At 72.5% G+C, this 15,714-nt stretch carries 14 protein-coding genes; 3 read left to right on the forward strand and 11 right to left on the reverse strand.

Annotation, left to right across the window (positions count from 1 at the left end):
* Positions 1-3: 3 nt before the first annotated feature.
* The 5 genes from C4T42_RS32760 to C4T42_RS20730 form a co-directional block, all read right to left on the reverse strand.
* Positions 4-1,446, reverse strand: a complete 1,443-nt coding sequence (locus C4T42_RS32760; RefSeq protein ID WP_107491590.1) for a peptidoglycan-binding domain-containing protein — start codon at positions 1,444-1,446, stop codon at positions 4-6.
* A complete protein-coding gene (locus C4T42_RS20715) occupies positions 1,443-2,804 on the reverse strand; it encodes a hypothetical protein (protein ID WP_091926784.1) in 1,362 nt (453 codons plus the stop codon). The genes C4T42_RS32760 and C4T42_RS20715 overlap by 4 nt, the downstream gene beginning before the upstream one ends.
* 22 nt (positions 2,805-2,826) lie before the next feature.
* Entirely contained in the window at positions 2,827-4,782 is a 1,956-nt protein-coding gene (locus C4T42_RS20720) for an AAA family ATPase (protein ID WP_056530780.1), read from the reverse strand.
* Positions 4,783-4,855: 73 nt separating this feature from the next.
* The gene (locus C4T42_RS20725; protein WP_091926785.1) at positions 4,856-5,956 is read right to left on the reverse strand and encodes an AAA family ATPase; all 1,101 of its coding nucleotides are present in this window, start codon (positions 5,954-5,956) and stop codon (positions 4,856-4,858) included.
* Positions 5,957-5,959: 3 nt separating this feature from the next.
* Entirely contained in the window at positions 5,960-6,553 is a 594-nt protein-coding gene (locus C4T42_RS20730) for a hypothetical protein (protein ID WP_042671987.1), read from the reverse strand.
* Between the two features lie 274 nt (positions 6,554-6,827).
* Here C4T42_RS20730 and C4T42_RS20735 point away from each other — a divergent pair, with 274 nt between their 5' ends.
* The 3 genes from C4T42_RS20735 to C4T42_RS20750 all read left to right on the forward strand — a co-directional run bounded on the left by C4T42_RS20735 (position 6,828) and on the right by C4T42_RS20750 (position 10,466).
* Positions 6,828-7,460 (forward strand): response regulator transcription factor, encoded by a 633-nt coding sequence (locus C4T42_RS20735; RefSeq protein ID WP_042671988.1) that lies wholly within the window; start codon positions 6,828-6,830, stop codon positions 7,458-7,460.
* 79 nt (positions 7,461-7,539) lie between these two features.
* Positions 7,540-8,394, forward strand: a complete 855-nt coding sequence (locus C4T42_RS20740; protein WP_244603249.1) for a hypothetical protein — start codon at positions 7,540-7,542, stop codon at positions 8,392-8,394.
* Between the two features lie 425 nt (positions 8,395-8,819).
* Positions 8,820-10,466 carry a hybrid sensor histidine kinase/response regulator gene (locus C4T42_RS20750; protein WP_103985797.1) on the forward strand — a complete coding sequence of 549 codons (1,647 nt, stop codon included), beginning with the start codon at positions 8,820-8,822 and terminating at the stop codon, positions 10,464-10,466.
* 15 nt (positions 10,467-10,481) lie between these two features.
* Here C4T42_RS20750 and C4T42_RS20755 read toward each other — a convergent pair whose 3' ends face one another.
* The 6 genes from C4T42_RS20755 to urtB all read right to left on the reverse strand — a co-directional run bounded on the left by C4T42_RS20755 (position 10,482) and on the right by urtB (position 15,627).
* A complete protein-coding gene (locus C4T42_RS20755) occupies positions 10,482-10,778 on the reverse strand; it encodes a hypothetical protein (protein WP_103985798.1) in 297 nt (98 codons plus the stop codon).
* Between the two features lie 100 nt (positions 10,779-10,878).
* A complete protein-coding gene (locus C4T42_RS20760; RefSeq protein ID WP_020095148.1) occupies positions 10,879-11,085 on the reverse strand; it encodes a hypothetical protein in 207 nt (68 codons plus the stop codon).
* A gap of 312 nt (positions 11,086-11,397) precedes the next feature.
* Positions 11,398-12,093: an urea ABC transporter ATP-binding subunit UrtE gene (gene urtE / locus C4T42_RS20765; RefSeq protein ID WP_020095147.1), complete on the reverse strand. Its 696-nt coding sequence runs from the start codon at positions 12,091-12,093 to the stop codon at positions 11,398-11,400.
* Between the two features lie 2 nt (positions 12,094-12,095).
* Entirely contained in the window at positions 12,096-12,806 is a 711-nt protein-coding gene (gene urtD / locus C4T42_RS20770; RefSeq protein WP_042675143.1) for an urea ABC transporter ATP-binding protein UrtD, read from the reverse strand.
* Between the two features lie 89 nt (positions 12,807-12,895).
* Positions 12,896-14,050, reverse strand: coding sequence for an urea ABC transporter permease subunit UrtC (gene urtC, locus C4T42_RS20775; protein WP_103985799.1), 1,155 nt, complete (start codon positions 14,048-14,050; stop codon positions 12,896-12,898).
* A gap of 5 nt (positions 14,051-14,055) precedes the next feature.
* Positions 14,056-15,627 carry an urea ABC transporter permease subunit UrtB gene (gene urtB, locus C4T42_RS20780; protein WP_103985800.1) on the reverse strand — a complete coding sequence of 524 codons (1,572 nt, stop codon included), beginning with the start codon at positions 15,625-15,627 and terminating at the stop codon, positions 14,056-14,058.
* Between the last annotated feature and the right edge of the window lie 87 nt (positions 15,628-15,714).

Consider the following 15,714-nt stretch of genomic DNA (forward strand, 5'->3'; position numbering starts at 1 on the left):
CTCCTATGGATTGCCGAGGAGGCGGCGCGCCGCCTGGATGGTCCGGTCGTTGCGCTGGTCGACGACGCGGCCCTGGTAGAGATTCCGGTCGGCGAGGCGCTGCTGGAGGGCGGCCCAGAAGCCGGCGCCCCACTGGTCCTGCTCGAGATTCTGCAGGATCTCGGTGGACTTGAGCTCGAGGGCGCGGATCGTCAGGTCGGCCGCCTTCGCGGGGTCCCGCTGCAGGCCGGCGCCGCCGAGGTCGTACAGGAAGGCCGCCGAGGCCGCCGCGGGGGCGAAGGAGCGCTCGACCGCGAGGCGCTCGAGATACCGGGCCGCCAGGGGTCCGTCCGGCGCGGTGACCCGCTGCTCCTTGTTGGCCGGGGACAGGTGCATCGCGGCGTAGAGGTACTGCGCCACCGGGACGCCGCTCTCCGCCAGGCCCCGGAGCTTCGCCGCGTCGGCGGCATTGGAGACCGCGCTCTTGGACAGCGCGATGAGCTCCTCGACGCTCGGCGTCGCCGCGGGCGGTGCCGGAGGCGGCGGGCCGGCGGGCTTCGCGGCGCCGGGGTTGCCGGCTCCGGGGTTGCCGGCTCCGGTGTTGCCCGCCCCCGCACTGCCAGCTCCCGCGTTGCCCTGCGGGCCGGCACCCCGGCCGGCCAGGGCCTGCACGGCCGCGCGCGTCTGCGGCGTCGCCGTCCCGTCGGCCGGCCCGGTGTAGAAGCCGCGCTTGGCGAGGTCGCGCTGGATCGCCGCCACGAGGTCGGGGGGCTGCCGGCCGAGCTCGTCCGTGAAGGCGGTGACCGCCCGCGGCAGCTTGGCCGCCACCGTGTCCATGTAGAGGTCGGCGGCCTTCTGCGGATCCCGCGAGACGCCGCTCGCGGCATCGGTGTAGCAGCCGGCGATCCAGTAGAGCGTCGACCAGGAATCGAGGTAGTTGTTCCGGGCCGCGACCGGGTTCGCCTGGAAGGCCAGCCCGTAGCGGCAGCCCCGCTTGAGATCGTGCTGGCCGCGGGCGGGGTCGAGCAGGAGCTCGGTCATGCCGCGCTGGGCCCCGGGGAAGCCGAGGTCGGCGGGCTTCTGGTAGTAGGTCAGCGCCTTGGCGGCGTCGGGCTTGACCGGGTTCTTGGCGTAGACCGCGGCCCATTCGGGATTGTAGAGGGCGCCCATGAACGAGCGGGCGCTGACGTCGCCGGCCTCGGCGGCCGTCCGCAGCTTCTCGAAGGCGGCCCTGTCGCCGTCCTTGCCGGCCTTGTCGAGCAGGTCGAGATAGAGCTTCTCGTTCTCCTTGCTGTCGGCGGGCTTGCCCCACTCGCCCGCGGGCTTCAGCAGCGCGAGGGCGAGGCCGGCCAGGAGGGCGACCGCGGCCTGGGGTAGGACCAGCCAGGCGAGGCGGTAGCGCGCGTCCGCGTACCAGAGCGTCGCGTGCGCCCGGAGCCGGTCGGTCCCGATCGTGGCGCCGCTCATGACTTGGCTTTCATGTAGGCGCGCAGGGCCGTGATGACCGCGGAATTGCGCTTGTTCTCGACCGGGAGCGTGTAGAAGCCGCGGGCGGTCAGCGCGGCCTGGATCGCGCCCCAGAACCCGTCGCTCCAGTTGCCCGCCTCCGGGAACAGCAGCCAGAAGGTGATCTGGTCGTCCTTGAGGTCGACGCCCCGCAGGGCGAGGGCCGCCGCCTTCCCGGGATCCTTGGCGACGTTGCCGTAGCCGGAATCGTACAGCACCGCCGCCTCGCCGGCCGCCATGCCGTTGCCGGCGGCCGCGGCGCGCTCGTAGGCGGCGACGGCGACCTGCGCGTCCGGCGCGAAGACGTCGCCCTTGTTCATCACCGGGTTGAACAGGCGCGCGTAGGCGGTGAGCGCGTCCGCGTCCCCGGCCTCGGCGCGGCTCTTCAGGTCGGCCATCTTCCGCCGGTCGCCGGTCCGGGCGGCGGCCTGGAGGGCCAGCACCTCCGGATCCGGGCCCTTGGGCGTCACCCGCCGCGGCTCGGGCCGCGGGGTCGCGACCGTGTTGGTGATCCCCGCCTCCACCTGGAGGGCCGTGATGATCCCGGGATTGGGCCGCCCGTCCACCGGGCCGATGTACCGGCGCTGCTCGGCCAGGTGCCGCTGGATGCCCGACACCAGGGCGGGGTTCTGCTGCCCGAGATTGTTGATGAAGGCGTCCATCGTCGGCCGGTGGCGGCGCCACAGCACCGCGGTCACCAGCCCCCCGGCCCGCACCGGGTCCTGCGGCAGGCCGCTCTCGGGCTCGACGTAGCAGGTGGCGAGCTTGACGGTCAGCCGCTCCTCGCCGGTGATCGTGCGCTCGAGCGTCTCGGGGGCGTCGATCCAGGTCTGGGCCAGGCGGCAGCCGCGCCGGAGGTCGCGGTTGGGGTTGGCCGGGTCGAGCAGCACGTCCGCGAGGCGCGTGACCGCCAGGAGATCGCCGATCGCGGCGCCCGGTCCGTAGAGGGCGGCCGCCCGGACGAAATCGTTCGGCGCGGGCTTGTTCGGGAAGTAGGCGGCGGTCAGGGGGTCGTAGAGCGTCCCGAGCTTGGTCGCGGCGTCGATCTGGCCCTGGGTGGCCGCGGCGGTCAGCGCGTCGAACGCCTTGCGGTCGCCGTCCTTGCCGGCCCGGTCGCGCAGGGCGCTCAGCTCGGCGAGCCGCGCCTTCGAGGCGGTGGCCGGCTGACCCCAGACACCCTGCGCGGCCAGCGCCATGCACAGGCCCGCCACCGCGCAGGTCACGGCCTGTGGCAGGGCGAGCCAGGCCAGGCGGTAGCGGCGATCGTCGTACCAGAGGGCCGCGTGCGCGCGCAGCCAGTCCTCGCGGGCGATGCTCATGGCTGCGACGGCTCCCGGGCCGTCACGACAGGGCGGCGGGGCGCGGGGCCCCGCCGCCGAGCGCCCGCTCGACATCCACGAGCTCGAACTGGCCGTAATCGCCCAGGGGATCGCTGGCGAGGCGCATCGCCTGGGCCTCGCGCAGGCGCTCCAGGAGCGTGCGCATCTCGCGGGCATTCGCCCAGTCGTGCCGCTGCGCGCGCTGCTCGACCCACGGGATCAGCAGGGTCTCGAAGCGCGGCGGCAGCCGGAACGATTGCCGCGACGCCATCAGGCGCAGGATCTCGACGAGGTCGTACGGGTCGTAGGCCGGGAACGCGACGGTCTTGGTGAAACGGCCGGCGAGGCCGGGATTCGTGTCGATGAACCGGGCCATGTCGCCGGTGTAGCCGGCGACGATCACGATGATCCGGTCGCGGTTGTCCTCCATGAACTTCAGGAGGGTGTCGATCGCCTCCTTGCCGAAGTCGCTGCCGCCCCCGCCGCCCTCGGCCAGCGTGTAGGCCTCGTCGATGAACAGGATGCCGTCGAGGGCCTCGCGGCAGCGCTCCAGGGTCTTGGCCGCGGTCTGGCCGACGTAGCCCGCCACCAGCCCGGCCCGGTCGACCTCGACCACGTGCCCCTTCCGCAGGACGCCGAGCGTCCGGAAGATGTCGCCCATGATGCGCGCCACCTCGGTCTTGCCGACGCCGGGCGGCCCGGTGAACACCATGTGCTGGCTCACCGCGCCGACCTCGATGCCCTCGGCGCGGCGCCGGGCATCGACCAGCACCCGCGCCGCCACGGTCTTCACCTGCTCCTTGACCGGCGCGAGCCCGATCATCGCGTCGAGGCGGGCCATGACCTTCCGGGCCGCGTCCATGTCGACCGCGCCGCCGGCCTGGCGGCCGAGGGCCGCGGCGATGTCGGCGGGTTCGAGCCGGTTGATGTCGCCGCCGGGGCTGGCGGCGAGGCGCAGCGCCTGCGCCTGGCGGGCCTTCTCCAGGACCGTGCGCATCTCGCGGGCGTTGGCCCAGTCCTCGGCCTTCGACCGGGCCCCGACATAGGCGGCGAGGTCCTTCTCGAACCCCTCCGGCATGACGAAGCCCTGGCCCGCGGCCATGCGCTTCAGGATCTCGGCGAGCTCCGGCGGGCTGTAGGGCGGGAACTCGACGGTCTTGGTGAACCGGCTGGCGAGGCCGGGATTCGCGTCGATGAACCGGCGCATGTCGTTGGTGTAGCCGGCGACGATCACGATGATCCGGTCGCGATTGTCCTCCATGAACTTGAGGAGGGTGTCGATCGCCTCCTTGCCGAACTCGCCGCCGCTCCCGCCGCCGGGAGCCAGCGCGTAGGCCTCGTCGATGAACAGGATGCCGTCGAGGGCCTCCTTGCAGCGCTCCAGGGTCTTGATCGCGGTCTGGCCGGCGTAGCCCGCCACCAGCCCGGCCCGGTCGACCTCCACGAGGTGGCCCTTGCGCAGCACCTTGAGCGCCTTGAAGACGCTGCCGAGGACCCGCGCCACCTCGGTCTTGCCGACGCCGGGTGGCCCGGTGAACACCATGTGCTGGCTCATGGCCGCCACCGGCAGGTTCTGGGCGCGGCGCTGCTGCTCCACCTGCATCCGGGCGATGACGCCCTTCACCTCCAGCTTCACGGGGTCGAGGCCGACCATGCCGTCGAGGGTCGCGAGCGCGGTGGCCAGGAGGTCCTTCTTCTCCGCGGCCGCGCCGTCGTCGACGAAGCGGATCGGGCGGATCTTGCGGCTCGCCCGGGCCCGGTCCAGGGCGCGCCGCGTCGCCTCGATCCGCGCCGGGATGTAGCTCGCCGCGAGCAGGCCGCCGACGAGGCCGCCGAGGATCAGGCCGTTGCGCAGCAGCGCCGACGGCGTCGCGGCGAGCGACCCGAGCACGTCCGGCCGCAGGGCGACCAGCAGGCCGGTGGCACCCAGCACGATGACCGCGAAGAGCGCGACCGGATGCTTGTCGAGGCGTTCCATGGACGTGGCGAACCTTGGTGCTGGCCCTGGTGATGGCCTGGGTGCTGGGCGCGCGTGGCCCCTTGGGCCGCCCTCAGGCGTCCTCGCCGGTGGCGCGGAGCAGGTCGACGATCTCCAGGCGGCGCAGGTCGCCGCCCTGGAGGGCGACCCGGGCGGCCTGGGCCTCGCGGGCCTTCTCCAAGAGGGTCCGCATCTCGCGGGCGTTCGACCAGTCGTCGGCACGAGACCGCTGCGCGAGCCAGGGGGTCAGCGCCGCCTCGAACCCCTCGGGGAGCGTGAATTGCTGCCGGGCCGCCATGCGCCTCAGGATCTCGCAGAGATCCTTCGGGCTGTAGGGCGGGAACTCGACGGTCTTGGTGAACCGGCCGGCGAGACCGGGATTGGTGTCGATGAACCGGCGCATGTCGTTGGTGTAGCCGGCGACGATCACGATGATCCGGTCGCGGTTGTCCTCCATGAACTTGAGGAGGGTGTCGATCGCCTCCTTGCCGAAGTCGCCGCCGCCCCCGCCGCCGGCGGCCAGGGTGTAGGCCTCGTCGATGAACAGGATGCCGTCGAGGGCCTCGTGGCACTTCTCGAGGGTCCTGGCCGCGGTCTGGCCGACATAGCCCGCCACCAGGGCCGCGCGGTCGACCTCCACGAGATGCCCGCGGCGCAGCACCTCGAGGGACCGGTAGATCTCGCCGATCGCCCGCGCCACCTCGGTCTTGCCGACGCCGGGCGGCCCGGTGAACACCATGTGCTGGCTGATCGCCGCCACCGGCAGGCCCTCGGCGCGCCGCCGCTGCTCCAGCTCCAGCCGCGCGATCAGGGCGTTGACCTCGCGCTTGACCGGCGCGAGCCCGACCATGGCCTCGAGATTCGCGATCACGGCCTCGGGGGACCGGGCCTCCACGACCCGGCGCGGCGCCACGATCAGGCGCGGCAGGGCCAGCAGGCCGCCGGCCGGCTGCCCGAGGCCGGCCTCCGCCTTCCGCGCGGCCGTCGCGGTCGCGGCGAGGCCCAGAGCCGCCAGCAGGGCGACGGCGATCCCGATCGCCGCCTTCCAGCGCAGCTCCGGCCCGGCGGCGTTCCACCAGGCGATCGGGCCGTAATCGGTGCTCAGCAGGAGCGGGGTGAGGACCGCGACCACCAGCCCGGAGACGACGAAGGGGAGGATGGCGGATTTCGACATCCGTCAGCCTCCGCAGGGCTTGCTGGTATTCCAGATCACGGGGATCCGCTGGACGCCGCCGGTCGTGTCGATCTTCAGGCCCGGCGTCAGCTCGACGAAGACGTCCTTGGCGGCGCCCTCGATGGTGATCTCGCCCTTGCCGGTCTCGTAGGGCGCCGGGAACGGGACCGCGATGTTGATCGGGCCGTCGGCGACGTTGAAGGCGGGGGACAGGTAGTTCCCGGCCCGGATGCGCACCACGCCGCCGGCATCGGCCGCCATCTTCGACAGGCGCATCTGGCCCAGCGGGGCCCGGCAGGCCTTGGCCTCCGCGACGATCTTGTCCTTCTCGTCGGAGGGCAGGGTCTCGGCGGCCTTGTCGATCTCGCCCGCCTTGACCAGCGTCAGGGCCGGGCGCGCGGCCGTCCCGGCGGTCTCGCCGCCGCCCGAGAGCAGCACGCCCGCGACGGCGCCCGCCGCCACCAGGCCGCCCACGATCGCGATGAGGCTCGGCGAGAGGCCCGGCTTGGCGGCGGGCGGGGCGCTCGGGGCCGCGCGGGGCTCGGAAAGCCTATCCTGAGCCTGCCGCTCAGCATTCTGGTGTTCGACTTCCGACATCCAGCGGGCCCCCGAACATGGAACGACGTAATTCGTGCGTCGCGTCGGCGCGCACGACATGACCTGCAGCCTCGCTCTTTTTGGAAAGATTCGAAGAAATTAGCGGGCCGATGCCTGTCACCATGACCGGCCGACTTCTAGGCAGGCGGAAAAAACCGGTCTACTAGTGTATATGACCTATCGTCGCAGCCTTGACACGCCGGGGATTTTCCTCGGCATGGCTCCGCGCCGCGACGTCATGGGGATAGATTCCGATGCTGCGACCGGGAGTGGCATGAACGGCTCCGCGCGAGAGACCCTGATCGTTGCCGACGACCACCCGCTGTTCCGCGAGGGCATGCGGCGCATCGCGGAGCGGCTCTACCCGCAGGCCCTGGTCCGGGAGGCCGCCACCATGGAGCAGGTCCTGGCGATGGCCCGCGCCGGGGCGCCCCCGCGGGCGTTCCTCCTCGACCTCCTGTTCCCCGGCCTCGATCCCCGCCACTCCATCGGCGCGCTGCGCGTCGAGTTCGAGCGGGCCTCGATCATCGTCGTGTCGATGATCGAGGACGAGGGCCTGATCCGGACCGTCATGGCCGAGGGTGCCGACGGCTTCATCGGCAAGGCGCTGCCCGCCGCGGAGATCGCCCAGGCGATCGCGGCGATCCGCGACGGCGAGTTCGTGATCCGGCGCAGCCCGGTCTCGGGTCTCGCCGCGCCGCGCGGCCCGCTCCCGCCCCTGACGCAGCGCCAGCGCGACGTGCTGCGCCTCGTCGCCCTGGGACGCACCAACAAGGAGATCGCCCGGGAACTGGAGATCTCCCCCTTCACCGTCCGCATCCACGTCTCGGCGCTGCTGCGCGCCCTCGACGTGACCTCCCGGTCCGCCGCGGCCGCGAAGGCCGCCACGGCCGGCGTCGGGGATTGAGGAGGCGGACCGTGCGGCGGGGCCGATCGTACACCTGTCCGAATGGCCCGGTGCCGGGCTCCGTGGCAGAGCCCGGCGCATGAGACGGGCGGGACGGGGAGACGGGCGCGCGGCCCGCGGGCGTTTTCTGACGGGCCCGGCCCTGGCGGTGCTGCCGGTGCTGCCGGTGCTGGCGGCCGGACTGGCTGCCGGGCTCGCTGCCGCGCCCGCCGCGGCCGATCCCGACCTCGCCATGCTGCCGCGCGCCACGGTGCTGGCGGCGATCTGCGGGCGGCCCGCCGACAAGGAGGCCGAGACCTGCCGGATGAAGGACGGCCGCACGGCGGAATTCTGGACCGCCGCGATGTTCTCCACCGAGACCGGGAGCCGGTTCACCGGCTTCGTCACGATGCCGGCCCCGGGCGCGGACGCCGCGGCGCCCGACCGGCTGAGCGTCGCGGCCGCCACCTACGTCCTCAAGGATATGCGCTGGCGCCTCGAAGACGTGCAGGTCCTGTCCGGCCGGATCGGGACCGGGAACCGCAACGGCGCCGCCCCGGAGGTGGACGAGCGGCTCGGCGCCGTGTTCAGGCCGCTGAGCCGGGGCCGCCTCCTGATGGGCCTGCGCCTCACGGTCTACGGGACGGCCGGATCGCAGGGCTTCTCGTTCCTCCTCCTCCAGTTCCGCGACGCGCCGGCCCACTGGACGCTCGCGGGCGAGGTCGCGGCGGGCGCCGACGAGACGGCCGGCTGCGCGGAGGATCCCTGCCGGCTGGGATCGAGCGCGGGACGGCTGGAGATCCTGCCGGAGGATCCGCGCGACCCCGCCGCGTGGCCCCCGGTCCGGGTCGCCCTGAGCGGCACCGTGCTGGGCGCGGACGGGGTGCTGCGTCCGGCCACGGACCGGGATGCCCGGGTCTATCGATTCGATCCGGGCGCCGGCACCTACCGCTGACGGCGCCCGCGACCGTGCGTGCGGCCGGTCGACGAGATCAGACCTGCAGTGAAGTAAAAAATAATCTGCCGCATATTTTCCGCAGGAACGTCTCGCTGCAGCACGGGGACCATTGTAGCGGAGACTGAATAAGCGGTTCTAGCACCGAAGACTCGTCCGCGCCGCCACATCGCGGGCTCCCGTCGCGTCTGGTGGCGTCGATCACCTTCAGGTAGACTTGTCAGATCTGTCCGCGGTCGGCGACGGCGGCGCGCCGTTGCCCGGATCCCGGGCGGCGACGCGGCAGGGCGACTGCACGATGAAGCGACAGCGGGAGACCGGGGCCGGCACGGCGCGATTCAGGGCGGACGCCGCGGGATCGGCCCCGGCGGAGCGGGTGCCCAGCCTCGGTCTCGGCGTCGCAGCCGGCCGGGCCTGAGCCGACGATGTTCGGGTCGCGGCGCCGGCGGGACGAGGCGTACGACAACGAGAAGGCGCAGGCGCTGATCCGGGCCGTCGTCATCGGCCTCGCCTGCCTGTATCTCCTGCCCCAGATCTACGGCGGGATCGCCCCGCCGGAGGCCCGGTTCGTCGCCTATCTGGTGACGTGCCACTGGGTCTTCGCCGTGGCGCTGTACGGCTGGATTAGCCGCAACCCCGGCAGCAACACGCCGCGCCGCGTCGTCACCTTCCTCCTCGACCTCAGCGGGATGACCTACACGATGGCGGTGGGCGGCGCGCCGTTCCTGCCGCTCTACGCGATCGTCATCCGGCTGATCGTCGGCAACGGCCTGCGCTACGGCGTCACCGCCCTGAAGGCGTCCACGGCGGCGGCCCTGGTCTCGATCGCGGTCACCACGTACTTCAACGCGTACTGGCGCGCGAACCCGTTCCTCGTCCTGACGCTGACGGCCATCACCGTCCTCGTGCCGACCTACATCTACAGCCTGCTGGAGCGCCTGCGCGGCGCCTACGAGCGCGAGCAGGAGGCGAGCCTGTCCAAGTCGCGCTTCCTGGCGCAGGCGAGCCACGATCTGCGCCAGCCGATCCACGCCATCAGCCTGTTCACCGCCTGCCTGCGCGGCGCCCGGCTGGGGCCGGAGGAGCTGCAGATGGTCGAGAACATCGACCGGTCGCTGCAGAGCGTCTCGCGCCTGTTCAAGTCGCTCCTGGACATCTCGACCCTCGACAGCGGACGGGTGGAGCCCCGGCCCGAGCCCGTCGCGATCAACGACATCCTCGAGGATGTCCGGCGCCAGAACTCCGAGGCCGCCCAGATCGCCGGGACGGCCCTGCGCAGCCGCGCCTGCGCGGTCGTGGTGCGCACCGACCGGGCCCTGCTCACGACCATGGTCCAGAACATCGTCAACAACGCGATCAAGTACGCGCCCGGCCGGCCGATCCTGATCGCCTGCCGCCGGCGGGGCGACCGGCTCGCCATCCAGGTCTACGATCGCGGCCCCGGGATCCCGGTCGCGCATCAGGAGCGGGTCTTCGACGAGTTCTACCAAGTCCGCCGCCGCGGCGACCGGGACGTCGAGGGGGTGGGCCTCGGCCTGCCGATCGTCCGGCGGCTCGGCGCGCTCCTGGACCTGACGGTGACGCTGCGCTCGGCGCCGGGGCGCGGGACCTGCGTGACGATCGGTGACCTGCCCCTCGCCCGGGCCCCGCAGCCCGCGGCCCTCCCCGCCCGGCTCGACCCGCCGGCGACGATCGGCGGCCTGCGCGTGCTGCTGGTGGAGGACGACGCTGCCGTGCTGCGGGCGACCGCCAGCCTGCTGGAGAAATGGGGCTGCCGCGTCCGGCCCGAGACCGGGATCCCCGACGCCGTGCCGGAGATCGACCTCCTCATCACCGATTTCGAGCTCGGGAACGGCGTCACGGGGACGGACTGCATCGCGGCGGTCCGGAGGCTCGCCGGCCGCCCGCTGCCGGCGGTGGTGATGAGCGGCCACGACGAGGCGCGCGTGCGCGAAGATCTGGGGGCGCCGGACATCCCGATCCTCTCGAAACCGGTCCGGCCGGCCGAGCTGCGCTCCGTGCTCACCGCCGCGAGCCTCCGGCTGCGCCCCCGGCCGGCGCCGGCCGCGTGAGGCGCGGTCGGCGCCCTACCGGGCCGGTTCGCCCGGGGCCCTGCCCGGCTCCCTGCCCGGCTCCTCGCTGGGACGCGCGGTCCCCGTCCGGCCGCCCTGCTGGTCGAGCATCGCCCGGAGCAGCGCGTCCCGCGCGAGGCCGTGCTCGGTCGCGATGCGGTCCACGATCCGGAGCCCCTGCGCGGCGGGGGAGCGGTCCGTCACCGGCAATTGCGCGAAGGCTTGGCTGAGTCGCGTTCCCGCGACGTATCCGATGACGATCCCGACGAGGACGCCGCAGGCGCCGGCCAGGATCAGGACGCCGAACTTCATCACTCACCCGCCGGCTGCCGCGAGACTGCCGGCCTTCTGACCATCCCGCGCGGGTGATCTCAAGAGGCGGGCGGCCGGCTCGGCGGCCCCGGTCGCCGCGTCAGCCCTGCTCCGCGCGGTCCGCGCCGTCGCGGGCCTCGGCCTCCCGCCGGGCCGCGCGGGCCTGGGCGATCAGGTCGACGGCCGTCAGCGGGGCATTCGCCCCCACGCCGCCGGCCAGCAGCAGGCCCGGCGGCACCGTCCGGACCTGGGCACGGCCGCCGCGGACGCCGCGGCGGCCGGCCCTTCGATCGGTCGCGTTCGTCATGACAGCGCGCCGCCCGTCAGCGCGGGCCGGCCTGCGGCCGCGGCCGCGGAACGGCGATGGTGACCAGCTCGCCGGTGATCGGATCCAGGATCGTCATGGGCCCCCCGTGGTTGTGCCCCATGGCGGACCTGAATTGTGTTTTAACATTGGCCAACCGGGGCCGTGTGCACAGATTTGGCGGTCGATGTCGGCCCAGGCCGCGCTCCGATTGTTGATTATCCGTCCCAATATCCAGATCGAAGTGCGGTATTCCCGGGCCCGGCGCCGGCGGGACGTGCGGCGGGACGTGCGGCGGGACGTGCGGCGGGCGCGCTAGACGGACATCCAGCGGAGCACGTCGGCCTCGACCATCCCGGCCCGGGGGCCGGCCAGCACCACCTGCCCGCGATCCATCACCGCGTAGGAGTCGCAGAGGTCCCGGGCCCACTCGAAATACTGCTCGACCAGCACGATCCCCATCTCGCCCTTGCCGCGCAGGTAGGTGATCGCCCGGCCGATATCCTTGATGATCGAGGGCTGGATCCCCTCGGTGGGCTCGTCGAGCACGAGGAGCTTCGGCCGCGTCACCAGCGCCCGGCCGATGGCGAGCTGCTGCTGCTGGCCGCCCGAGAGGTCGCCGCCGCGCCGGTGCAGCATGTCCTTGAGCACCGGGAACAGGTCGTAGATCTCCCCCGGGATATGGCGGTCGCGGCGCCTGAGCGGCGCGAAGCCGGTCTCAAGGTTCTCCTTGACGGTGAGCAGCGGGAAGATCTCGCGGCCCTGGGGCACGAAGGCGATCCCGGCGCGCGCCCGGTCGTAGGGCGCGAGGCCCTGGATCGGGCGGCCGTCGAGACGGATCGCGCCGGAGCGCACCGGCTGCTGGCCGACGATCGCCCGCAGCAGCGAGGTCTTGCCGACGCCGTTGCGGCCGAGGACCGTGGTGACCCGCCCGGCCTCGGCGGTCAGCGAGACGCCGCGGAGCGCCTGCGCGGCGCCGTAATAGAGGTCGATACCGTCGACGGAGAGCATGGTCATCGTCCCAGATACACCTCGACGACCCGCGGGTCGGCCGAGACGGCGTCGATCGAGCCCTCGGCCAGCACCGCGCCCTCGTGCAGGCAGGTGACCCGGCAGCCGAGGTCCCGGACGAAGTGCATGTCGTGCTCGACCACCAGCACGGCGTGCTCGCCGGCGATGCGGCGCAGCAGGCGGGCGGTCTCGGCGGTCTCGGCGTCGGTCATGCCGGCCACCGGCTCGTCGACCAGCAGGAGCTTGGGGTCCTGCGCGAGCAGCATGCCGATCTCCAGCCACTGCTTCTGGCCGTGGCTGAGATCGGCCGCCGGGCGGCCCCGGTGGGCCAGCAGGCCGACGGTCTCCAGCAGCGAATCGATCCGCGCGGCCTCCACCCGGTTGCGCCAGCCGAACAGGGACGCGAAGGCGGCGCGGGGCCCCTTGAGGGCGAGCAGGATGTTGTCGGCGACCGTGTGGCTCTCGAACACGGTGGGCTTCTGGAACTTGCGGCCGATGCCGAGGTCGGCGATCGCCGGCTCGTCGCTCCTGAGCAGGTCGTGGGTGCCGTCGAACAGCGCGATGCCGCTGTCCGGCCGCGTCTTGCCGGTGATGCAGTCCATCATGGTGGTCTTGCCGGCGCCGTTCGGGCCGATGATCGCCCGCAACTCGCCGCGGGCCAGCGTCAGCGACAGGCCGCGCAGGGCCTTGTAGCCGTCGAAGGTCACCCGCAGGTCGTCGAGGTAGAGGAGCGCGTCCGTCTCGCGCTTCCGGTTGGCGGGGCCGCGGGCAGCGGCATCCGGCGGTTCGAGGAGGTCGGTGCTCACGAGCCCTGCCCTTCTTCGGCGAGTTTCGGGGCGATGGCGGGCTCCGGCGGCAGCTTGGCGGCGGCGCGCCGGCCGCCGAACCGCTCGATCGCGGTGCCGACGAGGCCGCGCGGCAGGAACAGCGTCACGAACACGAACAGGCCGCCGAGCGCGAACAACCACGCGTCCGGCATCGCGCCGGTGAGCACGGTCTTGGCGTAGTTGACCAGCACGGCGCCGAGCGCCGCGCCGACCAGCGTGCCGCGACCGCCCACCGCCACCCAGATGACCGTCTCGATGGAGTTGGTGGGCGCGAACTCCCCCGGATTGATGATGCCGACCTGCGGCACGTAGAGGGCGCCGGCGACGCCCGCCATCATGGCCGAGACCGTGAAGGCTAGCGTCTTGAAGTGCTCCGGCCGGTAGCCGAGGAAGCGCGTGCGGCTCTCGGCGTCGCGCACGGCGATCAGGATCTTGCCGTAGGCCGAGACCGTCATGACCCGGGCGATCAGGTAGCCCAAAGCCAGCGCGACTCCGGTGGCCACGAAGATGCCGACGCGGAAATTCTGTGCCTGAACCGAGAGTCCCAGAAAATCCTTGAAGTCGGTCAGCCCGTTGTTGCCGCCCAGCCCCATGTCGTTGCGGAAGAAGGCGAGCATCAGCGCGTAGGTCAGCGCCTGGGTGATGATCGACAGGTAGACGCCCGTGACCCGCGACCGGAAGGCGAGCCAGCCGAACACGAAGGCCAGCAGGCCCGGCACCAGCAGCACCATCAGGGCCGCGAAGGCGAAGTGGTCGAAGCCGTACCAGTACCAGGGCAGCGCCTTGTAGTTCAGGAACACCATGAAGTCGGGCAGGACCGGGTTGCCGTAGACGCCCCGGGCGCCGATCTGGCGCATCAGGTACATGCCCATCGCGTAGCCGCCGAGGGCGAAGAACGCCCCGTGGCCGAGCGAGAGGATGCCGCAATAGCCCCAGACAAGGTCGAGGCTGACCGCGAGCAGCGCGTAGGCGAGGTATTTTCCGAAGAGCGAGACGAGGTAGGTCGGCAGGTGCAGGCCGGAGCCCTCCGGCACCGCGAGATTCAGCACCGGCACGGCGAGGCAGAAGGCGGCCAGGACGGCGAGGAAGATCCAGCCCTTCAGGTCGATGAGGGGGGTGCGAGGCGGCATGGGGCTCACGATTCCACCGCCCGGCCCTTGAGCGCGAACAGGCCGCGCGGGCGCTTCTGGATGAACAGGATGATGAAGATCAGGAGGCCGATCTTGGCGAGCACCGCGCCGATATACGGCTCGGCGAGCTTGTTCACGACGCCGAGCGTCAGCGCCGCCACCAGCGTCCCCCAGAGGTTGCCGACGCCGCCGAACACCACCACGAGGAACGAGTCGATGATGTAGCCCTGGCCGAGATTGGGCGACACGTTGTCGATCTGCGAGAGGGCGACGCCCGCGATCCCCGCGATGCCGGAGCCGAGCCCGAAGGTCAGGGCGTCGACGTAGGGGGTGCGGATGCCCATCGCGGCGGCCATGCGGCGGTTCTGGGTGACCGCCCGGGTCTTCAGGCCGAAGGACGTCTTCCGCAGCACGAACAGGAGGCCCAGGAACACGGCGAACGCGAACACGATGATCCACATCCGGCCCCAGGTGATCGACAGGCCGTAGAAGTCGAAGGCGCCGCTCATGAAGGCGGGGGCGCCAACCTCGCGGTTGGTCGGGCCGAAGATCGAGCGCACGCCCTGCTGCAGCGCGAGGCTGACCCCGAAGGTGGCGAGCAGCGTCTCCAGCGGGCGCCCGTACAGGAAGCGGATGATGAACCGCTCGATCAGCACCCCGACGAGGCCGGCGACCAGGAACGCGCAGGGGATGCTGATCGCCAGCGACCAGCCGAACAGGACGGGCGCCTTGGTGCGGATCAGCTCCTGCACGAGGTAGGTCGTGTAGGCGCCGAGCATCACCATCTCGCCGTGGGCCATGTTGATCACGCCCATCACCCCGAAGGTGATGGCGAGCCCGATGGCGGCGAGCAGCAGGACCGAGCCGAGCGAGATGCCGTACCAGACGTTCTGGAGGGCGCCGATTATCGCGAGCCGCGTCTCGATCGCCGCGATGCCGCGGGCGGCGGCGGCGCGCACGGCCTCGCTCGGATCCGCCGCGAGACCGCGCAGGATGCCCATCGCGTCGCCATCGCCCCGGGCCTGGATGGCTGGAATCGCGGCAATCCGGTCGGGTTCCGCGGTGCCGGGCCTCGCGAGCAGCACGGCGGCGCGGGCCTCGGTGAGCGCCTGCCGGACGCCCGGACTGGTCTCGCGGGCGAGCGCCGCGTCGAGGGCCGGCAGCGCGGCCGCGTCCCGCGCCTTGAACACCGCGTCGGCGGCGGCCCGGCGCCGGGCCGGGTCGGGGCTCGCGAGGTCGAGCTGCCCGCGGGCGGCCTCGATCGCCCGGCGGACGCGGTTGTTGGCCCGCACCGGCTTGAGGTCGGGGCTGTCGGCGGCCGGGGCGCCTGTCCTCGCGTCCACGACGGCGCCGCCCTGCCGGATGAGCAGCGACTTGTCCGGGCCCAGCAGCAGGCGGCCGTCCGACAGGGCCGAGAGGATCGCGTCGGCGCGCGGGTCGCCAGAGGCGGCGAGGCCGGAGACGCCGGCCTCGATCTCGGCGTAGCCGTCGCCGGCGAGCTGGCCGTAGGGATCGGGCGCCTGGGCGAGCGCCGGGGCGCAGAGCAGCAGGACGAGGAGGGTCAGGAGACGGAGCATGGCACTTCTGGCGCAGCGGAACTCTCCTCCCCCTTGCGGGGAGGAGCCGGAGGTGGGGGTGGTTCAGGATCGAGCGTGGCGGTGCCT

The sequence above is a fragment of the Methylobacterium sp. 190mf genome, assembly GCF_900107945.1.
Taxonomy (GTDB): domain Bacteria; phylum Pseudomonadota; class Alphaproteobacteria; order Rhizobiales; family Beijerinckiaceae; genus Methylobacterium.